This is a genomic window from Streptomyces albidoflavus, assembly GCF_000719955.1.
Classification (GTDB): Bacteria; Actinomycetota; Actinomycetes; order Streptomycetales; family Streptomycetaceae; genus Streptomyces; species Streptomyces albidoflavus.
Genome location: NZ_JOII01000028.1, coordinates 63300 through 86038, shown reverse-complemented (window position 1 = coordinate 86038; position 22739 = coordinate 63300). Strand labels below are relative to the sequence as shown.

Below are 22739 nucleotides of genomic sequence, written 5' to 3'. Positions count from 1 at the left end.
TCAAAATCCGCGGCTACCGCATCGAACTCGGCGAAATCGAAACCGCCCTCACCACCCACCCCCACATCCACGAAACCCTCGTCACCACCCACCAGGACCACGACGGCCACCGCCGCCTCCTCGCCTACCTCGTCACCGACACCCCCCTCACCCCCTCCCAACTCCGCACCCACCTCACCACCACCCTCCCCGACCACATGATCCCCGCCCTCTACATCCCCCTCGACCACCTCCCCCTCACCCCCAGCGGCAAAGTCGACCGACGAGCCCTCCCCCAACCGGACACCCAAACCGAACCCACCAACACCACAGAACACACACCACCCCGCACCCCCACCGAACACCTCCTCGCCACCACCTGGGCCACAGTCCTCGGAACCGAAGAAATCGGCATCCACGACAACTTCTTCGACCTCGGCGGCGACTCCATCCTCTCCATCCAGGTCATCTCACACGCCCGGCGGGCGGGTCTCCAGCTCACGTCGAAGCTGATGTTCACCCACCAGACGATCGCCGAACTGGCCTCGGTGGTACGGCATGCCGAGCCGGAGACGAGCGGCGGCGACGTGGCGGAGGCGGTGGCCGGGAGCGTCGAACTCACCCCGGTCCAGCGGTGGTTCTTCGACGGACACACCACGGACCCCGACCGGTACGCGATGTCCGTGCACGTCGCCCTGGCGCCGGACACCGACCCGGGGGTGCTGGCACGCGCGCTGGAGGCGATCGTCGACCACCACGACGCCCTGCGCATGCGGTATTCGCCCGACGGCGAGGGCGGCTGGGCGCAGGAGTACGGCGAGCGCCCTGACGGCCTGCTCACCGTGCGGGACATCCCGGCCGACGGCGCGGAAGCCGCCCTGCACGACGCGGCCGACGAGGCCCAGCGCGCCCTGGACCTGCGCGGCGGGGCCCTGGTGAAGGGCGTCTTCCTGCGCACGGCTGGGGCGGACAGGCCGCCCGGGCTGTTCCTGGCCGTCCACCACCTGGTGATGGACGGGGTCTCCTGGCGCATCCTCCTGGAGGACCTCGCCACCGCCTACGCCCAGCTCGCCGAGGGGCGCCCCGCCGATCTGGGCGCCCGGACCAGCAGCTACCAGCACTGGGCGCGGCGGCTCACCGATCACGTGCGCTCCGGCGCGCTCGACCACGAGACCGGCTACTGGCGCAAGGCGTCGGCCGGCGCCGTGGACCTGCCCTGCGACGGGCCCGCGTCAAGCACGTACGGGGAGGTCGCGGCCGAGTCCGTCGTGCTGGACCGGGAGACGACCGAGGCCCTGCTGCACCGGGCGCCGGCCGCGTTCCGTACCCAGATCAACGATGTGCTGCTGGGCGCGCTGGGGCGGGTCCTGAACACCTGGGCGGGCGGGCCGGTCACGGTCGCGCTGGAGGGCCACGGCCGGGAGGAGCTCTTCGACGACGTCGACCTCTCCCGCACGGTCGGCTGGTTCACCACCATCTATCCCGTCACCCTCGTCGTACCGGACGGCCCCTGGGGCACGGCGCTGAAGGCGGTCAGGAAGACCCTGCGCAAGGTGCCCGTGCGTGGCATCGGCTACGGCGCCCTGCGGTACCTGCGGGAGCCGGACCACCCGGACCGCGTCGCGCTCGCGGCGGCCCCGCCTCCGCGGATCAGCTTCAACTACCTGGGCCAGTGGGACAGCGCCGACGGTGGCGGCGGACTCGTCCGGGACCGCCTCGACGCCCTCGGCGCCGACCAGGCGCCCGGGGAGAGCCGCCCCCATCTGATCGACGTGGTCGCCGCCGTCAGCGACGGCCAGCTGCGGATCGAGTGGATGCACGCCCCCTCGGCCCACGCCCCCTCCACCGTCCGCCGCCTCGCGGACGACTTCGCCACCGCCCTGCGGCAGATCGCCGCAGCGGCCGGAAACTGACCGACCTACCGGAAGGCTGCTGTTGTGGCTCGCTACGTCTTGACTGACGCCGAGAAGAACGAACTGGCACGGATAGCGGACGAGTTCCTCGCCGCGCACCCCGTCTGGGCCCCCCTGGAGTACGTGGACGACATCCGTGTCGAGGCCGAACGGCTGCCGGTCGGCGTGCGCCGGTTCCTGGCGGGCGCCCGTACCGCCGAGGACGCCATCGTCGTGGTCTCCAACCTGCCGGTCGACGAGGACCTGGTCCCGACCCCGTCGAGCTGGCAGGTCGCGGAGAAGGAGGGAGCGGCGGTCCGCGAGGAACTGGTGCTGCTGCTGGTCGGTTCCGTACTGGGCGACGCGTTCGGCTGGAACAACCAGCAGAACGGCCGGCTGGTGCACGACGTCTGCCCGTCCAAGGGCCAGGAGAACTCCCTGACCAGCGCGAGCAGTCAGCAGCAACTGACGCTGCACACGGAGGACGTGTTCCACTCCTGCCGGGGCGACTACGTGGCCCTGATGTGCCTGCGCAACCCCGACGCGGTGGGCACCACGGTGGCACTGGTCGAGTCGGTGGAGTTCGAGGAGCCGCTGCGCGAGGTGCTGCACCAGAACCGGTTCCGGTTCTTCCCCGACGACTCCCACCAGGTGGTGCCGCTGCACACCGCCGAGGCCCCCTCGGCGCTGGAGGAGCGCCCGCACGAGGTCGCCTCCGTCCTCTTCGGCCCCGAGGACGCGCCCTACCTGCGGATCGACGCCGACTTCACCAGCCCGGTCCCCGGCGACCGTGAGGCCGAGCAGGTCATGGTGCAGGCCGCCGAACTGCTCGCCGACGCCGCCGAGCGGGTGGTGCTCGCTCCCGGGGAGGCCGTCTTCGTCGACAACTACAAGGTGATCCACGGCCGGGACACGTTCACCCCCCGGTACGACGGCACGGACCGCTGGCTCAAGCGCACCAGCCTGGTGCGGGACATCCGGCGCACCTACGTGCGGTCGAAGTCGCGCTCCCGGCTGCTCGGCTGATGCCGGGCGGGACCGCGGAGGGGAGCCGCAAGGGCGGCTTCACCCTGCTGTGGGTGAGTTCGGCGTTCGCCGAGTTCGCCTACAGCACCTCCCTGATCGTGCTGCCGCTGATCGTCCTGGCGCTCACCGGCTCGCCCTCGCAGGCCGGGATCATCGGTTTCGTGGACGCGGCGGCGATGCTCCTGGCGGGGCTGCCCGCCGGGGCCGTCGCCGACCGGTTCGACCGCAGGACCGTGATGCTGTGGTGCCAGGCCGCGCTCGTCGCGGTCTTCGGCTCCCTGGCCCTGCTGCTGTGGGCGGACGCCGTCTCGCTGCCGGCACTGATCGGCCTCGCCCTGGTCAACGGCGCGGCCACCGCCCTGACGATGGCGGCGGGCGACGCCATGATCCCGAGCCTGGTGGCCCCCGAACGGCTCTCCGACGCCGTCGCGATGAACGCGGCCCGGACGTACGCGGGTCAGCTCGCCGGTACCTCGGCGGGCGGGTTCCTGCTGGCGCTGAAGAACGCCTTCCCCTTCGTCGTGGGGTGCCTGGCGCACCTCGCCGGTCTGGTGCTGCTGCTGTTCCTGAAGCGGCAGCCGCCGGCCCGCCCGGACGGCGACCGGGACCAGACGGACGGGCGGGGACTGCTCGAAGGGGTCCGCTGGATCATGCGCCATCCGTTCCTGCGGGTGGGACTGGCCTGTGCCACGGCGACCAACTTCTTCTTCGGCGTCATCTACTTCATCGTGATCGCGTCGGCGCAGACCAGCGGGATGAACACCGGCCTCATCGGCCTCATGGCGGGGCTGCTGGGCGTAGGCGGCCTGCTGGGCGCCCTGGCGGCCCCGCTGCTCCAGCGCCTGCTGAGCGGCGCCCGCCCGGTCTACGTGGTGCTGTGGGCGTTCGCCGTGCTCACCGTGGGGATCGCGGTGCTGCCCGGCAGCTGGACGCCGGGAGTGCTGCTCGGGGCCGTGGCCTTCGCCGCGCCCACCGCCAACGCGTTCTTCACCACGCAGCAGTTGGCGCTCACCCCGGACAGCCACCGGGGCCGCGTGGTCAGCGCCGCCGCCGTCGCGAGCGGGGGCGGCGGCGCGATCGCCCCGCTGGCGGGCGGCATCGTGCTGGACCTGGCCGGCCGCTCGGCCGGGCTGCTGGGCTGCGCGGCCGTGATGGCGGTCATCGCCCTGGTGACCACGCTCAGCCCGGCCCTGCGCGACGTACCGGACCCGGTGGCCGTCGATCCTCCCTCGAACCCCCGGCCGGACTCCCAAGTGGAACCTGGCCCGGGTCCGGGCCGCGGCCCCGGGAACGAGCCGGAATCGGATGCGTACGCCGATTCGGGGACGGAAACGGAATCCGCGCCGGAATGCGGTGCCCGATCAGCGCGTGAAGTAAGCCCTGTCCCCGGAACGGGACGGGGCTCAGAACAGCGGCAGGAAACATCACCGGAACCGGCACCCGACAAGGTGTGACCTCGCGGTCCGCCGGTTCCTCCCTCCCCTCCCCCGGACGAACAGGTAAAGACAGCTCACCATGACCATTGATCTGGCCAATCCCGACCTCTACACGACGGACGCCCGTTTCGAGATGTGGGAGGAGTACATCCGCTCGGACGCGAAAGTCTGGAGCGATCCCGGAATTTCCCCGTCCGGTTTTTGGTCCGTCTTCTCCCACCGCGACGTCTCCGCCGTCCTCTCCCCGAAGGCGCCTTTCACCTCCGAGTACGGCATGATGATCGGATTCGACGCCGAGCACGCCGATCATTCCGGCGGGCGCATGCTGGTGGTGAGCGAGGGCAACTGGCACTCCGTCCTGAAGAGGCTCATCGGCCCGTTCCTCTCCCGGCTGCGCGCCCCCGAGCTGCGCTCCGTGCTCCACGAGGAGGTGCGCGAGATCGTCGAGCGGCTCCGCTCGCAGGAGACCACCGACATCGCGCTGACGGTGGGACCCCGGCTGCCCGCCGCCATCGTCTGCGAGGTGATCGGTGTCCCGCTCAGCGAGCGCGAGCACCTGATCCAGCTCACCAACCACGCCTTCGGCGGCGAGGAGAGCAGCTTCGACAAGATGACGCCCGCCGAGGCGCACACGGAGATCCTCTTCTACTTCCACGAACTGATCGAGCGCCGCCAGAAGGAGCCCGGCACCGACCTGGTCAGCGCGCTGCTCGCGGACGGGCGGCTCAGCACCGAGGACGTGCTGATCAACTGCGACAACGTGCTGATCGGCGGCAACGAGACCACCCGGCACTCGATCACCGGTGCCTTCCACGCCTTCCAGGCGTTCCCGGGCGCCCTCGACACGCTGCGCGCCGACCCGGAACTGGCCGACCGCGCGGTCGAGGAGGTGGTCCGCTGGACCTCCCCCGCCGCGCACGTGCTGCGGGTGGCCACCGAGGACTGCGAGATCGGCGGCCAGCAGATCCGCGAGGGGCAGGCGGTGGTGGCCTGGCTGGCGGCGGCCAACCGCGACGAGCGGCTCTTCGCCCACCCGCACCGCTTCGTGGTGGACCGCGCCCCCAACCGCCATCTGGGGTTCGGCACCGGCCCGCACCACTGCCTGGGCGCGGCGCTGGCCCGGCTCGAACTGAAGGAACTGCTGACCCAGCTCGCCGCCGAGGCGAAGGCCGTCGAACCGCGCGAAGAGGTGCGCTGGATGCGTTCGAACCTGGTGCAGGGATACAGCGGTCTGGAGGTCTCCATGCGGTGGCGCTGACACTACGCGCGTCGATATAGTCTCGGACCGATCACTGGGGGGAGTGCTTCGTCATGCTGGAGATATGCCTGGGCGTCGAGGATCTGGCGCGTATTCGCATCATCGGAACTCTGGGTACCGCCTTCGAGACTCATCTGGCCTGGGGGCAGTTGGGAAAACAGCAGCGGGACGCCCTTTCCGAGTGGCGCCGCACCGCGCGGATCCGATTGCGAAGAGCGGGCGCCACCATGGCGAAGGCGCGTTCCGCCTCTCTGGTGGAAACGCTGACCTCGCCCCTTCCGCACGAGGGGGACGTGTTCCACAAGATGGCGGTCGAGCCGTTCTGGGACAGAATTCAGCGGTTATTGAAAGCTGAACGAGATTCCTGCGGCCGGGAGATGCTGGCCGGAGGTGTCGAGCACGTCCTCAACAATCGCCACAGCGCCATCCGGTGGGAGGCCCCCGTGCTCCGCGTCGCCAACGGACGGCCGCCCCGGCGCACCTCCCTGACCGGCCAGGGCCTGACGCTCGTCCCCTCCCTCTTCGCTCCGCACCCGTTCCTGCTCGACGACAGCGTGGGCTGGCACGGACTGCCGATCCTGGTCTACAACATCGCCCCCGACACGGAGCCGGCCGCCGCGCTGTGGCAGAGCCAGGAGGGCGAGTCGGCCCTTCCCGCCCTGCTCGGCCGGACCAGGGCGGACGTCCTGGAGGCCCTGCGCGAGACCCGCTCCACGGGCCAGGTCGCCGACCGGGTCCACATCTCCAGCCCCTCCGCCAGCAAACACCTCACGATCCTGCGCCGCGCCGGCTTCGTGTCCACGGAGCGCCGCCAGAACCTCGCGGTCCACAGCCTCACCCCGCTGGGCGAGGCCATCCTCGGCTGAAGAAACGGAAGCTCCGGCATGCCCACATCCGCCCTCACCCGGTACACCAAGCCCCTCGCCCCCACCCGCCGCCTGGTCTGCTTCCCCCACGCGGGCGGCGCGGCCAGTTTCTACCGTGACTGGCGCCGGTGCGCCCCGCCGGAGGTGGAGCTGATCGCCGTGCAGTACCCGGGCCGCGAGAACCGCGTGCGCGAGCCGCTGGTCGCGACGATGGAGGAGCTGGCGACGGCGCTCGCCGAGGAGTTGCTGGCCCTCCCGCCGCTGCCCACCGTCTTCTTCGGCCACAGCATGGGCGCCGCCGTCGCACACGAGACGCTGCTGCGCGTCGAGCGTTCGGGTGCCACCCACGTCACTCGTCTGTGTGTTTCCGGGCGGGCCCCGCGGCGCTCCCCACGCACCTCCGCACGGACGGACGAGGAGGTCGTGGCGGCCGTCCTGGCGCTGGGCGGCACCCACGCGACGGTCTTCGAGGACCCGGAGCTGCGCGAACTGCTCCTGCCCATCATCGCCAACGACTACCGCCTCATCGACGCCTACCGCCCGGCCGCCGGAACACCCCAGCTGCGCGCGGCCATTCACGCTCTGACCGGCGCCGACGACCCTCAGGTCACCCCGGAGGAGGCCGGACAGTGGCGCGCCGTGACCTCGGGCCGCTTCGCCCTCACCGTCCTGGACGGCGACCACTTCTACCTGGTCCCGGAGGCCGAGCGGGTCGCCCGCGCCGCCCTGGACCCGGAACTGCACGTACCGGTTTAGCGGAACGGGGATGGTCGGGAGAAGCTCCGGGCCATTCGGAGGGGTGCCGGATGTCCTGATGAGCACCGGAACCGGAACCTTGTCCCATGGCCCGGAACCGATGCGTCCTCATCCTGACCCTGCTCCTGTGCACCCTCGGCCTCGTCGCGGCCACGCTCCCGCCACCCGAGGAACAGGCCCGGCAGGGGGCGGCCCGCCACGCCCACGCGCTGCGCACCACCGACCCGGCCGGCGACCTGGCCGACCTGCGTCCCCTCGGGCGGATGGTGGGCGACGCGAAGGTGGTGGGTCTCGGCGAGGCCACGCACAGCTCGCACGAGTTCTTCACCATGAAGCACCGGGTGCTGCGCTACCTGGTCGAGGAGAAGGGCTTCCGCGCCTTCGCCCTGGAGACGGCCTGGAGCACCGGCCTGCGGCTGGACGCGTACGTACGCACCGGCGAGGGCGACCCGCGCCGCATCATGCGCGAGGAGTTCCAGGACACGTACGCCTGGTGGAACACGAAGGAGTACCTCGCCCTCGTCGAGTGGATCCGGGAGTGGAACACCGACCATCCGAAGGACCAGGTCCGTTTCCTCGGCGACGACTTCGCCTACGCCGGCCCCGAGCTGTACGACCGCGTCCTGCGCTACGCCGCCCTCCACCAGCCCCGCCTGCTGCCCCGTCTCGCCGAGCTGTACCGCGGCCTGCGCCCCACCACCTCGTCGGGCACCTACATGAAGGAGTACCTGACCCGCCCCCTCCCGGAACGCCGGGCCCTCGCCACCCGCACCACCGCGGCCCTCGCCCTCCTCACCCGCAACGCGCCGTCCTCCGGCCCGGCCGCCGAGGCGCGCGCCTGGGCCCTCCAGCACGCCCGCGCCATCGACCAGACCGCCCGCGGCTACGCCTTCGACTTCGAGGACCCCGAGGACCTGCGCGCCTCGATGGGCTACCGCGACCAGCTCATGGCGGACAACGTCGCCTGGTGGCACGAGCAGACCGGCGACAAGATCCTCCTCTCCGCCCACAACAGCCATCTCGCCTACCGCTCCGCCGACCCCCGCTACCCCAAGATGCAGGGCGCCTTCCTCCGCGACCGGCTCGGCACCGCCTACCTCAGCGCCGCCATGACCTTCGGCACCGGCTCCTTCAACGCCACGGGCCGCGACGGCGCCACCACCCTCCACACCCTGAAGGCCCCCGCCCGGAACACCACCGAACACTTCCTGAACAGCGTCACCCCCACCGACTACTACCTCGACCTCCGCACCGCCCCCACCCCCACCCGCACCTGGCTCTCCACCCCCCGCCCCACCCGCAACATCGGCACCGCCTACCCCGAACCGCCCCAGAAGGTCGCCCCGGCCCACTCCCACGACGTGGTGATGCACCTGCACCGGGTCACGGGGGCGGGGTTGCTGGCCACACCTGAGTGAACGGAGGGGGGAGGGCGGTGACACGGAAGGTGTTCCAGACGGAGTTCACGCCCCGGCTCCACGTTCCCGGAGTGATCCGACCACCTCGAGGACCCTTCGGTCAGGAGTTCTTGGCCGCAGGCTCCAGAATCGCCACGCACTCCACATGATGCGTCATGGAAAACATGTAGAGCCAAAAGCAGGTTAATGAAAACCGCAGGTCAGAGACACGTGGTGCGCAAAACGGACTCAAGATCCATGTGCACTACGTGCGCCATGGGCGCTACGCGCGGCCTTTCGACGCACGCGTACTGCCCCTCGACGGCCCGGATGCCGCCACCAAGCGGGGCGAGCTCGCGAGCGTGATCTTTTCGCCGGACGGCGAAGGCTCGCCGAGACTGCACAACGCGACCACGAGGTCCGCAAGCCGCTTGTGACGCCGGCCTTCAAGTGATCGCCTCGGCCGCCTGCCCGCCAAACGGTCACGCCCGGCTCGCCCTGGCCCGCACCGACGACCTCCGTGTGATCACCTCGGCAGCCGCCTTGGTCGAAGTGGCCCGCCCCCGCATCAACCGCCCGGCCCCGGAGTGGACACTCTCCCGCCTGGTCGTGGAACCGATCACCGAGCCGATCGCCCGCCACGCCGCCATCCTGCTCGCGCCGGCCCGCACGGCCACAAGTACGCCATCGACGCCATACTCGCCGCCACCGCACTGGCCTCACCAGGGCCGGCCACGATCCTTGCTTCCGATCCTGAGGACCTCACAGCGCTGTGCCGCGGGCACGCCACCGTCATGAAGGTCTGAATCCCACCGCCGCTCACGTTCCTGCACAAGCGGATGACTTCCGTCCCAGATGAACACGTTGACGACGTCAACGCCCAACACTTACCGCGTGTCTGCAATGGCGTGTACGGTTTCCGTATGAGGGATGACGCGGATGCAGTAGACCCTTTGATCACCGGGGCCGAGATCGCTCGCATCGCGGGCGTGACACGAGCCGCTGTGTCGAACTGGAGACGCCGCCACAAGGACTTCCCCGCCCCGGCGGGAGGCAGTTCAGGCACACCTCTGTTTTCCCTTACCGATGTACGGGCATGGCTCGCGAACCAGCGGAAGAGCCATGACGTGTCCGACGAAGTCCGGCTCTGGCAGGCGCTCCGCGCGTCGTTCGGCGATGACATGATCAGCGGCCTGTCTTCGGTCGCAGCTTTCCTTTCGACGGGAAATCCGTCTGGTCTCGACTCCGCAGCGGCTGCGATCGTCGCCTCGTCAGCACAGAGCGCCACACCAACCGACGTGGCCGACGGACTCGTCGAACGCTTTCAGGATTCGGCGCGTCGCAGCGGCTCGGATCAGGTGACCTCGGCGAGGATCGCCCGGGCGGTCGCTCACTTTGTGGGCCCTTTACCCAAGGGCACCACCGTCTTCGATCCCGCCTGCGGGATCGGGGTCCTTCTCATGGTTGCGGGGGACGACGGCAGTACGGTCATTCGCGGGCAGGAGATCGACCCCGCAGCAGCACGGTTCGCGGAACTCCGAGCCAAGTTGAGCGGCCGAGCCGATGCGGTGATCCAAGCGGGTGACTCGCTGCGGGCGGATGCCTGGCCCTCGCTCCGCGCCGACCTCGTCGTGTGCGAGCCTCCCGCCGTCGGCCCGGACTGGGGGCGCGAGGAACTGCTCCTCGACGCACGATGGGAGCTTGGCACCCCCTCCAAGGCGGAGGGGGAGCTCGCCTGGCTCCAGCACTGTTACGCCCACACCGCCCCTGGCGGCCGCACGGTGATCGTCATGCCGTCATCCGTGGCCTACCGCAAGGCTGGACGCCGGATCCGGGCGGAACTCGTACGGCGGGGAATCCTCGCCCACGTCATCGCGCTACCGGGTGGAGTCGCCTCCTCGCACTCCGTCCCCGTACTGCTCTGGATCCTCCGCCGCCCGAAACCGGACGACACGGCTCCGTCACACGTCCGCATGGTCGACCTGACGGGCAACGATCCGGACGGACCACTGGAACCCACCAGCGACCAGGTCGCCGACATCCCCCTCATCGACCTCCTCGACGAGACCGTGGACCTCACGCCGAACCTTCACATCCACCGTTCCACCCAGGACTTCCGGGCGGAGTACTGGTCCCTGCGCGAAGAGATCGAGCAGCAGCTCCAAGCGCTGGGCGCACTCCTGCCGGCCTTGCGGGAAACGGCGGGAGAAGACTCTCTGGACACAGCCACGGTCAGCCTCGCGGATCTGTCCCGAGCGGGACTGATCGAGGCGGGCGCCGGCGGCCCCCAATCCCTGAGTCCTCAACTCGATACGGACTACCTGCGCGGCTTTCTTCAGAGCGCGTCCAACGTCCGCCGCTCGACCAGTACCAGCGGAACGCACCGTGTGGACGCGCGGGCGGCCCGCATCCCGCAGATGGCGGTCGCCGACCAGCGTCGCTACGGAGCCGTCTTCCGTTCTCTCCAAGAGTTCGAGGAACGCGTCGCGAGTCTGGCCGAACTGGGGAAGGAGGCAGCCGCTCTGGCCCGGGAGGGGCTGACCAACGGAGCCCTTGCACCTCCTGCGGACGATTCCGGCGAGTGACCCGTCGGCCGGTCAGGGGAGTTCGGAAGGCAGGGGCACGAACGGGCTGGGCTTTCCGCTCCAGGACACGTGCAATGCTTCCCTGGCCCGTGTGCAGGCGACGAAGAGCAGGCACCGCTCACGCAGCAGATCGGCCTCGTTCTGCAGCCTGTCCGTCGCGGCCGCGGTGACCTCACGGGCGAACGGGAGTGCGCCGTCCGAAACCCCGAGTACACCGACGCCACGAAACTCCAGCCCCTTCATCGCGTGCATCGTCGCGAGGCGCACCCCTGCCGTTCCCGCCCCCGGTCCCTCCTTGACCCGGACCACGGGAATGCCCCGAGCCGCGAGCCTGTCGTACACCTTGTCCAGGAGCAGGTGGAAGCGGGCGCACACCCCGATCTCCTCGGGGCGCATGCCTTGGCCGATCCACTCCTCGATCCGCTCGACGATCGCGTCCACTTCGACCTGCTCGGAAGCATGACCTCTGGCGTGAGGGCGTCCTCCGTGGAGCAGTGAGCGGTAACCGAGGAGGCTGTCCGCACCGTCGCCCCCGAGATCCTCGACGTCCATCTCCTTCAGAATGCCGGTGGACCAGCCGAGGATCTCCTCCGTACTGCGGTAGTTGATCCGCAGCCGACCGCTCCGGCCGGTCACCGTGATGCCCAGTGAGGCCAGGGAGACCCTGGAATCGTAGATCCGCTGATGGGGGTCACCGGTGATGAAGAGGTCGTCGGGTCCACGGCCCACAGCTGCCCGCAGCACCCGCCATTGGGCTGGATGCAGGTCCTGCGCCTCATCGACGACCACGTGGTCGTAGTCGTGGCCGTCCGAAGCGACCTTCCCTTCCAGCAGCCGTGCCGCCTGGGCGCAGACATCGAGGTGGGTGCGGCCGCCTCGGGCAGCAAGTTCGGCCCGGAAGAGCTCGACCGCCTCCCAGACGCGCTCTCGCTGGGCTACGGGCAGCGCCGAGCCGCGCCCTCTGCGCACCGCGCCCCGGTAGGCGTCGAGCGTGCCGATGCCCTGGGCGAGTACGACGTGGCGATATTCCTGGGCGAGGAACTGCTCCGGCCACGGAAGGCCGAGGCGTTTGCCGACCCGCTGCCAGATCTGCCGCTCCTCACGGTCTCCGACAAGGGACGGCGTCCGGCCGCCGGCTGTCTGAAGGGCTCGGTGCGCGTAGGCGTTCACTGTCGTCACGTCGACCCTGCGAAGCTGCGCCTCATCGCCGTCGAGCAGCAGGGCGAGGTTCTCGCGCAGGCTCGCCGCGAGAGCGTTGGTGTACGTGGTGAGCAGGACCCGGCTGTCCTCGGAGCGGGACAACAGGTGCTTGACGCGATGCAGGGCGACGACAGTCTTGCCCGTGCCCGGGCCTCCGGTCACCTGCGCCGGTCCGCCGTAGGACACGCGGTAGGCGACGCGACGCTGGGAGGGGTGGAGGAAGACCCGCCAGGCCGCGAAGGGCTTCTCCAGGATCTCGGCCAGCTCGTCCGGCCCGGTCACGAGTGTGATGCGGCTTGTGGTGTGGAGGATCGCCGACGCGAGGTCGTCCGCGGGGTCCCCAGGAGCGTCGGCGGGCCGCCGTGCGGTGACGACGTCGCGGTAGACCTCTTCGGGGCTGAAGCCCTCCGCGAGGTACTGGAGGACTTCGAACTGGTCCTCGGGAAGCAGGGTGCCGAACGCGTCCAGCTGGGCCTGGTCCGTGATGGTACGCACCGCCCGCAACACCTGCGCGTCGATGCCGAGTTCCCGCAGCACGGTGTCCGAATGGGAGGCGAAGAGCAGAGTGGGGGCCACTGCCGCCGCCTTCTCCAGGGCCGGCGTCAGTTGCTCGATGGCGACGACGTTGCGGACCTCCAGGCCGCGGGTGGCGGTGTTGACCGTGTAGAGCCGCTTGGCCGCCCAGCTGTAGGCGTCGTCGTGCGGCACGACGTTGACGAGGAGGAAGACATCGCTGCCGTCGTTCGGGGCGAGGACCACTCCGCGCCAGAAGTCGTTGATCCGGATGGTCCTCATCCGTGGATCGCGCGCCTTGTCCACCGACTCCAGGTGAAGCCCCTTGTCGGCGTGCAGTTCCGCGACGGTGAGCTGTTGGAACTTGGTCATCGCCTTGCGCACTCCGGCTTTGACGGGCTTCTCCAGCACGTCGTAGCTCTCCCAGAAGCTGTTCGCGAAGGCGAGCTGGGGCACGGTGGGCTCCTTACCTCGTGGCGTGCGGCGCGGCCGAAACGATCTTAGGGGGATGCGAGGCCCGCGCCCTCGGCCATCAGGTGGGCAAGGTCCCGGACCGTCCCGAGCAGTTCCGCCGGCGTCCCTTCCAGGTCCAGGACGTGCTGGTGGATGACGATCCCCGCGTTCCGGACACGGTGGGAAGCGTGAAGCGCGCCGCCCCTGGCGTAGATCAGATGCCCCTCGGGAAGACCCAGCGCCGTGCAGTAGGCGAGCATCTGGTAGAGGTCGGCGTCGGGAAGACCGTCGGGCTTCTGCGCCTTGTACTTGGCGTCGGCCACGTTCAACGGGCGGCCGTCGTCCCCGTACCGGAGGAGATCCGGCCTCATGCGGATGGTCCCGTCCGCGTCGAGATGCACTCCCTTGGCCTGGAGCGCGCAGTGTCCGCCATGCGCTGTGAGGGCCTCACGCAGGGCCACGCAGACGAAGTCCTCGAAGAGTTTGTTCATGTCGAGCAGGAATCCGTCGACGGTGACGTCACCCGGCAGGTGCTCGGGCGACTCGCGGCGCAGGACGGTCTCCGCCAGCCGCAGCGCGGGCTGGTAGCGGAGGTTCAGTCGACTCGGCCGCCACCGGGGCGGAGCGGCGCCGCGCAGCAGGGGCTCGGCGTCGATGAGCCGGGCCCGTTGGTGCTGGAGGGACCGCCGTACTCCGGCCGGGACGCGGGGCAGGCTCAGCAGCCGCTCGGTCGCCGCCCGCAGCAGCCGGTTCTCGGGTATGTCGGTGGTGTACTCGTCATAGGCCACTTCCAGGGGAAAGAGCCGTCCGTGGTGACGGCGCACCTGGTCGGTCTCCCTGAGCCGACCGCGAAGGACAGGGGACGCCTCTTCCGTGTGCCGGTACCCCTGCAGCACTCCTTGCCTCAGGGCTCGCTCCTGCGCCCTCTCGTAGGTCTGGGCGAAGAAGGGAACCAGTTCCGTGTGCGCCGACACCTCCACCGTGCCCTCTTGGTGGATCCGCGGGTTCAGGGCGTACCCCAGGAGGAAGAACAGATGGGCGATCGGCACCTTCGGGGTGATCCTCAGGGTGACGGGGTCCTCCCCCGGGGCCCTGACCACGAAGGCTCCGACCTTGCTCCCCGCGCGCAGCCGCCATCCCCCGGTCCGGTACGGGTCGGGCGCCGCGTCCACGATCCGGGAGGCGGCGAGTGCCCGGCCGATGGCCGCCGGCAGGTCATGGGTGGTGTGCGGGGCGTGTTCGACGAGCTGGATGCCAGTCACGCGTCGGTCTCACCCGGGCCGGCAGCCGGTGCAATGTTCGCGCGAAGGGCTTCGAGACCGTAGGTCTTGGCAATGTCGATTCCCTCTCCGTAGTGATGCTCCTCCAGGAGCGGAAGGATCTTGGTGCGCCAGGTGCGGTCGAGGCCGCCTTCCCGGTAGACCGCCTTCTTCATCAGGTACGAGGGGCCGATACGGAAATCGGGGTCGTCGATGCGGGAGTTGAGCGCGTCCAGCAGGTCCGCCGGCTCGGGGCCGCGGTCCTGGGCGGCGAGCCAGCGGCGCAGCAGCCCCTGGGTGGGCTCGGTACGCGGCGAGAGCTCCACGAAGGCGAAGCGCCGTCGCATGGCCGCGTCGACAAGGGCGATGGAGCGGTCGGCGGTGTTCATCGTGCCGATGACGAAGAGATTGGACGGGAGGGCGAAGTCGTCGCCCGAGTAAGTCAGGCGGACCGACTTGTTCCGGTACTCCAGGAGGAAGTAGAGCTCTCCGAAGACCTTGGCCAGATTCGCACGATTGATCTCGTCGATGATCAGGAAGTGCGGGATGTGGCGGTTTCCTTCGCGGGAGGCGAGGTCGGCGAGCTCCCGCAGCGGGCCCGCCGTCAGCCGGAAGGCGACCTCCCGGGTGTCGGGGTCCTCCTTCGGCCGGAAGCCTTCGAAGAAGTCCTCGTACGCGTACGACGGATGGAACTGCACCAGCTTGACCCGTTCGGGCCCGCCTCCGAGGAACTCGGCGAGTTTGAGGGCCAGGTGGGTCTTGCCCGTGCCCGGCGGTCCGTACAGCACCAGCTGCCGTTCGTCCCAGAGGAGGTCCTTCACCTCGCGCAGCCACTCCACGTCGTGGACGAGCAGTTCGTCGGCGAGGGCCTGGCCCGGCTCGGGAAGCTCCAGCTCACGCCGGGCCGCGAGGGCCGGGACGGTCTCGCTCGGGTCGCGTTCCCGGGACACGGCCTCGTCGGCGAGCTCCTCGTCGGTACGGCCGAGTCCGTCGATGAGGGCCTGCACGGAGGTGAGGTCGACGACGTCGTGCTGCGCCGAGAGCTTCTGCTGGAGTTCCTCGGGAAGCTCGTCGTAGGCGTACCCGCTGCTCTGCCAGTCGACGGGGCGGCGCAGGTTGGAGCGGCCGCCTTCGGAGGCGGTCTGCTCGACCGTTCCGGTGATCTCACCCACGTACAGGCGGCCCCCGGAGATGCCGCACACCGTGTCGCCCGGCTTCATCCAGGAGAGGAACGCGTACAGCTCGTCGACGAGCTCCAGCTTCTGGTTGTAGGTCGCCGTCGTCCCGTAGTCCTCCTCGACGAACGCTCTCAGCCGCTCCTTGCTCGCCCCCTGCGCCACTCCCTGGCGCAGCCGCGAGGCCGACAGCGTGACCCTGCCCTCGGGAAGCCAGAGCCGGTGGACGAGGTCACTGCCCGCCACGTTCGAGCCGCGCACGAGCCAGGCCCGGTTGGGCCCGGAACGCATGCCCTCCATGAAGTCGGACAGCGGTGTGCCCGCCTCGGTGCGCCACTCCTCCCAGCCGTTGCGCGGGGCGCCGACGAGTATCTCGGCGGCGGCGGACGGCGATCCGCACTCGACGTCAGCGGTCAGCTCCAGCCATCCGGGCCAGCGGTCGGACGGCGCGAGGACTCCGGCGGCTCTCAGCTCCTCGCGCCGCTTGAACGTGCCGCTGAAGTGCTTGGGGAACGACGGCATGACGTGCTCCCGGGCCGGCGAACCGGTCCGGACCAGGAACTTGCGGCTCCCGTTGGTGCCGACGGCGTCGAGGAGGACGCCGACCGCCCGCCCGATGCCGTCCCCGCCGGGCAGCCGCAGCCGGAACTCCGGGTACTCGGCGGGGTTGCCGCTGTCCTCGTTCACGCACACTCCTGGTTCACGTACGTTCCTCGTTCCCGTGAGTCCTTGGACACGGGCAGGGCATATGCCCGAAGGCCGGTGCCGAGAAGGACCTTAGCCCCGCTCCGTACCTCAGGTGAGGGTGTTGGTGAGGTGCGGCCCGATGTATCCGATGAAGATCCCGTGCTCGGCGCGGGCGGCGTCGTGGTAGTGCAGGCGTGGAGCGACGGTGTTGCCGCCGCCGATCCTCACGTGCGCGCCCATGAACAGCCGGCAGGCGGGATCCACGTATTCCGGGACGGGGAAGGTCCGTTCCTTGCGCCAGACGGTGTTCGTCTTCACCGTCCTGGACTCGTCGCGCACGACCTTACGGGGCGATATCGCGTGCCTGCCGCCCGGAGCGTCCTCGCACCACTGCTTGAAGTCACGGAAGGCCGCGCCGTCGGCGGGGGCGTCGACCGAGACGTCGGCGTAGTCCCGAAGCGCCAGCAGTGCGTCCCAGGCCATACGGACCCAGGAGGAACCGTACGCCTGGTCGTCCAGTTCCAGGGTGATCTTCCTGGCTCCGGTGAAGTGCACGCGAGGCATCTCCTCGATCCGTTCCAGGATCTCCGCGAAGGACTCGGGGACAGCGGGACCGCCGTCGTCCGGGGCGTACGCGGCTTCGGCGGCGCCGAGGGCGAGCAGGCGCTTCTGCACGGTGACGAGCTGGACCCGGGTCTCATGCAGTTCCCGGTACTGCTCGTCGTACTCGGCGATCAGCGTGATCTCGTCGCTCCTGGCGCGCTGGAGTTCGTTCTTCAGGTCCCTGATCTCGTCGGCCCGTACCCGCTGCTCGCGCCCGGCTTCCTCGAGGATCTCGAAGAGGGCGTGGTTCTCGTCCCTCAGCCGCTCCAGCTCGGAGCTGCCCGAGCTCTCCTTGGTACGCGCGCGCAACACGGGTACCGCGTCCAGCTCGGGCGGCAGTGGCGCCCGGGTGGCGAGGCCCTGGGGAAGCTGGGCGAGCAGGCGGCGGGCCCGGGCCGGGTTCTCGGCGACGACCCGGTGCGACATGACGCGGTGGCGCTGGCCGTCGGCCGCCCAGGCCGGGTCCACACCGGGAAGGAAGGTCCGGATGCCGCCGCCGTACACCCGGTGGTACTCCATGAGCCGGTTGAAGCGGTTGTCCGCCCCGGGCGCGAGGGCGTAGAGGATGGCGAGGCCGGCCAGGGGACGGACCAGCGGGTCCAGGGTCCGCTCCAGCCAGACATCGAAGTCGGCCCCGTTCGGGGCGGTGGCCATGACGATCGGCAGACGGCGCTCCGCGTCGCACAACTCGTCGATGACGGAGTCGATGTCGGCCGCCTCGACGACCTGTGGCATCCGGGTCACGTCCGCGAGCCCGTCGCGGGCCTGGAGGACGTCCAGCAGGCTTGCCGCGAGGCGGGGGGTCTTTGCGGGCGTCGGCAACGTGTCCGGATCGTCGGGAAGGTGCTCCACGTCCAGCTGTACGCGGGTCGGCCGGCTCTCCGTCTGCCTGATCACCAGGGTCGTCTGCCAGGTGCCGTCCGGGGCGGTCTCCCGGAGGCGCCAACGCCCGTACGCCCCGCCGGTGCCGGTCGCCGAGTCGTGGTCGAGCGTGACTCCCCGGGCTATCTCGTTGCGTCCCTCCGCGAACGCCTGGATGTCGTAGTTCTTGGGCGGTTCACGCAGCCAGTCCCGGAGCCGGGCGTCGACCTGCGCACCGGTGCTGACGTAGTCGAGGCCGCTGGTGACGACCATGCGGTAGCGGCGTGTGTCCATGCCGTGGTCCTTTCGGTGCACCGGTCAGGCTTCGGTCCGCTCGGGTCCTTGGCGGAGGGCGGCGAGCAGTTCGACGACGTCGTCGTGCCAGGCCCTGACCTCGCCCGGGGTGGGCGGGAGTTCGTACGTGTGGTGGTGGCAGGCCGCGCTGAGCGCGGACCACACGGCGTACCACTGGCGGGCCACGGAGCACGGGGCGTACCACTCCAGACAGAGCGCCTTGGTACGGCCACGGCTGTGCGCCATGGCGGGACTGACCCGCCGCCAGAAGCCGTCCATGGCCTCGTCCAGGGCCAGCCGGAGCAGGGCGGCGGCGGCTCGGGCGCGGAGTCCCGGCGCGAGGGTGTGGGGAACACCGGGGGGAGGGAGGAGCAGATGACGGGCGGCCGCGGCCAGGTCGTCGGGGGTAAGGGTCATCGGCCGCGCACCGCCTTCGCAAGGCGCTCGGTGTCCCGGACCAGGTCCATGCGGTCGCCGATCGGGGTGAGGAGCTGGTGGGCGCCGGCGTTGCACCGTTCGATGAGCGCGCGGGCCCAGGGGCCGTGGTCCTGGGCGACGGCGGCGAGGACCTGGGCGGGTTCCATGGTGCTGTCGTAGAAGGCGAGCGCGGCGAGTTCGGTGAGCTTGTGCGCCTTGCCGATCCTGGCCTCGATGTCGGCGTGGCCGTGGCCTTCGGCCCGCAGGCGGCGCCGTGCGGGTTCCAGGCAGGCGGCCTCCAGGGCGCCACGGCACATCTGGGGCAGGACCCGGTCGGCGACGTCCTGCGGCACGTTCGGGTCCTTGGCGACGGCCCGGGCCTCGCTCAGCGCGAGGGAGACCGGGTCGTCGGTGCGGGTGACCTTGACGACGGAGTCGGTCTGCCGGGAGACCTGCATGATCGTCGCGGGGATGCGCAGGTGGCGGATGGCCTGCTGGAGGCGGGTGTCGTGAGTGAAGACGATCACCTGGCGGCGCTGGGCACAGGCGTGGAGGACCCGCGCGAGCCCCTCGACCTTCTCCGGGTCCATGGACTGCACCGGGTCGTCGATCACCAGGAACCCGAAGGGGCTGTCGGGGTGGGTGGCGCGGGGGAGGAACAGCGAGAGGGCGAGCGAGTGCAGTTCACCCTGGCTCATCACGCCGAAGGCGGGCGCGTCCATGGCGTCCACGGACACGTCGAGCTTCACCTTGCGCTGGTTGGCCGTCCCCGTGAGGCCGATCGAGCCGAGCGTGACGCTGCTGCGCTCGCAGAGCAGCTTCCAGATGGTCTGCGACTGGTCGGCGAACGGGCGCAGCCGCTCCTCGCGGAGTTCGTCGGTGACCTTCTTGAGCCAGGTCTGCGCGTCCTTGAGTCGCTTGCCGAGCGATGCGGCCTCGGCGGCCCGGTCGGCGACGGCCAGCCATTCGGCGAGGCGCACCCCGAGCGGCCGCCAGCCGGCGTCCTGCTCGGCGAGCAGGCGGGCCGCCTTCTCGCTCTCCTGCCGGCAGGCGTCGGCGAGGGCGGCCGAAAGGCGCTCGACCTGATCCGCCAGCGGGCGGGGGTCGGTCGCGCTCCGGCACAGGGACCATTCCCGCCAGAGGGCGGCGAGCGGCGAGTCCTCCGGCCGGAGCCATACGGGGACGGGCTGGACGAGATCGTGGACGGCGCGGATGGCGCCGCGCAGGTCGTCGCGCGCGGACTGCGCTTCCGCGGCTTCGTGCTGGAGCCGTTCGACCTGCTCCCGGGCGCGCACCGCCCAGTCGTCGTCGAGCAGTCCGGGCGTGTCGCAGACGGGGCAGTCGGCGGTCCGCGCCCGCCGCCGGTGGTCGAGCGCCCGCTCCAGGAGGTCGGAGAGACGACGGGCGTCCTCGGCGGAGCCGGACCGCGCGTCATCGGCCCGGGCCGCGGCTTCCCGCAGCCGCGTCACGGCACCGCTGATGTCGCTCAGATCAGGCCCTTCGAGGGTGGAGAGCCCGCGCAGCCTTTCGAGTTCGGCGGTGTCGCCCTCGGGCCGTGCGGCAAGGAGGGTGCGAACGCGTTCGCGGTCCGGGCGGCGTGCGGAGAGAACCTCCACGGCCGCGACGGCCCTCGGGTCGCCGGAGCCCCGCAGTTCGGTGAGGACCGCGGCTGCCAGATCGGTGGCCTTCTTCTCGCCGTCCTTGATCGCCTTGAGGCGGGCTCCCGCCTCCTTGTAGGCCTCGGAGAGCTGCTCCAGGCCGAGGATCTGGGCGAGTCCGTCATGGAGGGCGGTCATGGGGCCGTTGATCACGGCGCCGAGTTCGCTGTACGAGAGGAACGGCCGGTACAGCGCGAGCTCCTCCGCGCCGACGACCTCGCCCAACTCTCCGCCGGGCAGGCCTGGCCGGTGGACCGCCACCCGTGCGTCGCCCAGCCCGTCGCCGTGCCAGCTCCTGCGGACGGTGACGGGCGTGTCGGCACCGTCACGGCGGCACTCCACCTCCACGCGGGGAGCCGCCGGATCGTGCAGATTCCGCCACCCCTGCCGCCAGATCTGAGTACGGTCCTGCCAGCGGAAGTTGTCGCCCGTCAGTGCCATCTCGGCGGCCTCGGCGAAGCTGGACTTACCGGAGCCGTTGCGTCCGGCGACCACGGTGAGACCCGGTGCGGGGGTGAGGCCGAGCATGGTCTCCGGGCCGATGCCTCGCCACCCGGCGGCCGTGATGGAGCGGAGGAAGAGAGGACCGGTTCGGGAGGCGCTTCCGGCCCGAGTCCCGGGGAAGAGGTCGCGCAGCAGATCCGCCGTCTCCGGCTCCAGGCCGGCGGCGGCCAGGCGCTGGAGGACGAGGTCACGGAGGGAGGGGTGGGGCTGGTCGCTCACGGTGTGGCTCCATGCACGGGAGGCGGCGGGTGTGACGGCGAAGTCCGAACCCGGGAGCCCCAGAGTGGCGCAGATACGTTGACGTCGTCAACGGATATTTCCCGCCAGACTTCATGCGAATCTGTGTACGATTGCGGATCCGGGCGGCATGAGTGACAGTCAGACGGCCGCACGGCCCCACCTCTTGAGGAGAAGCTCAACCGTCATGAGACTTACGGACCAGCTGACCCTGCGGCGGTCAGGCACCCGCGCAACGCGCCACGGAGCCACCTGCTCCGGATCCACGGAGAACGGGACCGCCGTGGAATGGCGTCTCGTCCTGCCCGGTCGCCCTCAACTCACCCTGCACGACACCCGCTGGGACAACGGTGAGCGGGACCTGGTCCTCCACCAGCCGTCGGTGGTTCCCGAGATGCCCGCCCTCCTGGCCAATCTGCACGGCCGCCGCCGCGCAGGCATCGAGGCCGTGCCCGCCGGAAGGGGTCGCCTGCGCCTCATGGCCTGGACCGTCATACCGAGGACCGGCTCGGACCGGGCCGGCTTCAAGAAGTCCCTCACCACCGCGCAACTCGCCACGCAGTGCGGGCTGTCGCTCCTGCGGACGCTGACGAGCCGTCCCGGCGTCACGCTGGAACCCGCCTTCGACCGGGAGGACCTCCCCCTGGTCGATCTGGAGCACCCTCAGGATGTGAAGCCCCTCCAGCACGCGCTGTACTTCCCCGTGGACGACGACGAGACGCCGGTCATGGCGTACGCCATCACCCGGGTCATGCCGACGCTCCGCGCGGTGGACTGGCTGCCGCCGTCGCCCGCCTTCTGACGTCTCGGGCCTCGCCCCCACATGTCAGTGCCACCCTCTAGCGTAGGAGTCCGAGCACCACCCCTGTCGACGTGCACTCGGGTGGAGACGGCAGGGGAGGACGACATGGCGCGACGGATGGCGGACGAGACGTTCCGTACCGACCAGGAGCGGAACCGGTACGCGGCGCACGTCCGCGCGATCAACGAGCTGGTCGACGGCCTGCGGGACCAGGACGGCAGGGGCTGGATGCCGTACGTCGCTCCTTGGCACGGCGGAACCGAGGCGCGCGTGCTGTCCGTGCTGCGCGATCCGGGGCCCAAGACCCAGGACGGCACCGGCTCGGGCTTCCTGTGCACGGAGAACGACGACCCGACCGCCGAGCGTCAGTGCCGGGCCTTCGAGCAGGCCGGCATCGACGCCCGCGACGTCACGCCCTGGAACGCCTACCCCTGGTACATCAACCGAAAGCCCGACGCCTCCGAACAGAAGGCCGGCGCCGAGGCCCTCGTGCGCCTCCTCGGACTGATGCCGGACCTCCGCGTCGTCCTGCTCCAGGGCGGCGACGCGCAGGCCACCTGGCGGCGGCTGGAGAAGGCGTACCCGACCCTCGCCGCCCAGGAGCGCTTCCGGGTGGTGCGTACGTACCACCCGGGCCGGCAGGCACTGTGGTCGCCCGACCCCGAGGTCCGCGCGGCGCGCGAACAGCACCGCGAGGACGCGCTCCACCAGGTGGCCGACATACTCCGGGCCTGACAGCGCCGAAAGACGGTCTCCCGTCCGCCTCGGTCGGCTCACGGCCCGCACCGGCTGGAACCACGACGGGGACGACGCCATCGGCTGTGAGTCGGCATGGACGCGCGGCGCACCGCCCGGCGTGGGGGCGGCCACCCGGAGGGGGT

The 22739-nt window shown here is 70.5% G+C and carries 16 protein-coding genes and 1 pseudogene; 11 read left to right on the top strand and 6 right to left on the bottom strand.

The window, feature by feature from the left end:
- From IF45_RS0124415 to IF45_RS0124375, 9 genes and pseudogenes are all read left to right on the top strand, one after another.
- Positions 1-1892: condensation domain-containing protein (locus IF45_RS0124415; RefSeq protein WP_030309598.1), on the top strand; the 1892-nt coding region annotated here is incomplete at its 5' end.
- A gap of 39 nt (positions 1893-1931) precedes the next feature.
- On the top strand, positions 1932-2897 hold the full coding sequence (locus IF45_RS0124410; RefSeq protein WP_018469385.1) for a TauD/TfdA family dioxygenase: 966 nt from the start codon (positions 1932-1934) through the stop codon (positions 2895-2897).
- Entirely contained in the window at positions 2897-4351 is a 1455-nt protein-coding gene (locus tag IF45_RS0124405) for an MFS transporter (protein WP_030309596.1), read from the top strand. The genes IF45_RS0124410 and IF45_RS0124405 overlap by 1 nt, the downstream gene beginning before the upstream one ends.
- A gap of 61 nt (positions 4352-4412) precedes the next feature.
- Positions 4413-5591, top strand: a complete 1179-nt coding sequence (locus tag IF45_RS0124400; protein ID WP_003951357.1) for a cytochrome P450 — start codon at positions 4413-4415, stop codon at positions 5589-5591.
- Positions 5592-5644: 53 nt separating this feature from the next.
- On the top strand, positions 5645-6457 hold the full coding sequence (locus IF45_RS31585; RefSeq protein ID WP_003951356.1) for a winged helix-turn-helix domain-containing protein: 813 nt from the start codon (positions 5645-5647) through the stop codon (positions 6455-6457).
- Positions 6458-6475: 18 nt separating this feature from the next.
- Positions 6476-7213, top strand: coding sequence for a thioesterase II family protein (locus IF45_RS0124390; protein WP_030309594.1), 738 nt, complete (start codon positions 6476-6478; stop codon positions 7211-7213).
- 86 nt (positions 7214-7299) lie between these two features.
- Entirely contained in the window at positions 7300-8631 is a 1332-nt protein-coding gene (locus IF45_RS0124385) for an erythromycin esterase family protein (protein WP_030309592.1), read from the top strand.
- 429 nt (positions 8632-9060) lie between these two features.
- Positions 9061-9416 (top strand): annotated as a pseudogene (locus IF45_RS34065) (DNA-binding protein).
- A 117-nt stretch (positions 9417-9533) separates the two neighbouring features.
- Complete coding sequence (locus IF45_RS0124375; protein WP_030309588.1) at positions 9534-11195, top strand: N-6 DNA methylase; 1662 nt, start codon at positions 9534-9536, stop codon at positions 11193-11195.
- A 12-nt stretch (positions 11196-11207) separates the two neighbouring features.
- On the opposite strand, the gene IF45_RS0124370 is transcribed toward IF45_RS0124375, so the two are convergent.
- The 6 genes from IF45_RS0124370 to IF45_RS0124345 form a co-directional block, all read right to left on the bottom strand.
- Entirely contained in the window at positions 11208-13364 is a 2157-nt protein-coding gene (locus IF45_RS0124370) for a UvrD-helicase domain-containing protein (protein ID WP_030309581.1), read from the bottom strand.
- Positions 13365-13408: 44 nt separating this feature from the next.
- Positions 13409-14623: an McrC family protein gene (locus tag IF45_RS0124365; protein ID WP_030309580.1), complete on the bottom strand. Its 1215-nt coding sequence runs from the start codon at positions 14621-14623 to the stop codon at positions 13409-13411.
- Entirely contained in the window at positions 14620-16482 is a 1863-nt protein-coding gene (locus tag IF45_RS0124360) for a DUF4357 domain-containing protein (RefSeq protein ID WP_037638481.1), read from the bottom strand. The genes IF45_RS0124365 and IF45_RS0124360 overlap by 4 nt, the downstream gene beginning before the upstream one ends.
- A 108-nt stretch (positions 16483-16590) precedes the next feature.
- Positions 16591-18240, bottom strand: a complete 1650-nt coding sequence (locus tag IF45_RS0124355; RefSeq protein ID WP_051720734.1) for a hypothetical protein — start codon at positions 18238-18240, stop codon at positions 16591-16593.
- A gap of 24 nt (positions 18241-18264) precedes the next feature.
- Complete coding sequence (locus tag IF45_RS31580) at positions 18265-18657, bottom strand: hypothetical protein (RefSeq protein ID WP_051720733.1); 393 nt, start codon at positions 18655-18657, stop codon at positions 18265-18267.
- A complete protein-coding gene (locus IF45_RS0124345; protein WP_030309573.1) occupies positions 18654-21038 on the bottom strand; it encodes an ATP-binding protein in 2385 nt (794 codons plus the stop codon). Before IF45_RS0124345 ends, IF45_RS31580 begins: the two co-directional genes overlap by 4 nt.
- A 301-nt stretch (positions 21039-21339) precedes the next feature.
- Between IF45_RS0124345 and IF45_RS0124340 the strand changes: the two genes are divergently transcribed.
- Together IF45_RS0124340 and IF45_RS0124335 are read left to right on the top strand one after the other, a co-directional pair.
- A complete protein-coding gene (locus tag IF45_RS0124340) occupies positions 21340-21858 on the top strand; it encodes a hypothetical protein (RefSeq protein WP_242534251.1) in 519 nt (172 codons plus the stop codon).
- Between the two features lie 105 nt (positions 21859-21963).
- A complete protein-coding gene (locus tag IF45_RS0124335) occupies positions 21964-22593 on the top strand; it encodes a uracil-DNA glycosylase (RefSeq protein ID WP_030309571.1) in 630 nt (209 codons plus the stop codon).
- Positions 22594-22739: the final 146 nt, after the last annotated feature.

Bases quoted from the DNA above. Each gene is read 5' to 3' on its own strand.
- IF45_RS31585 (WP_003951356.1), top strand. From the start codon at position 5,645: ATGCTGGAGATATGCCTGGGCGTCGAGGATCTGGCGCGTATTCGCATC.
- IF45_RS0124335 (WP_030309571.1), top strand. From the start codon at position 21,964: ATGGCGCGACGGATGGCGGACGAGACGTTCCGTACCGACCAGGAGCGG.
- IF45_RS0124400 (WP_003951357.1), top strand. From the start codon at position 4,413: ATGACCATTGATCTGGCCAATCCCGACCTCTACACGACGGACGCCCGT.
- IF45_RS0124385 (WP_030309592.1), top strand. From the start codon at position 7,300: ATGGCCCGGAACCGATGCGTCCTCATCCTGACCCTGCTCCTGTGCACC.
- IF45_RS31580 (WP_051720733.1), bottom strand. From the start codon at position 18,657: ATGACCCTTACCCCCGACGACCTGGCCGCGGCCGCCCGTCATCTGCTC.
- IF45_RS0124405 (WP_030309596.1), top strand. From the start codon at position 2,897: ATGCCGGGCGGGACCGCGGAGGGGAGCCGCAAGGGCGGCTTCACCCTG.
- IF45_RS0124375 (WP_030309588.1), top strand. From the start codon at position 9,534: ATGAGGGATGACGCGGATGCAGTAGACCCTTTGATCACCGGGGCCGAG.
- IF45_RS0124390 (WP_030309594.1), top strand. From the start codon at position 6,476: ATGCCCACATCCGCCCTCACCCGGTACACCAAGCCCCTCGCCCCCACC.
- IF45_RS0124355 (WP_051720734.1), bottom strand. From the start codon at position 18,240: ATGGACACACGCCGCTACCGCATGGTCGTCACCAGCGGCCTCGACTAC.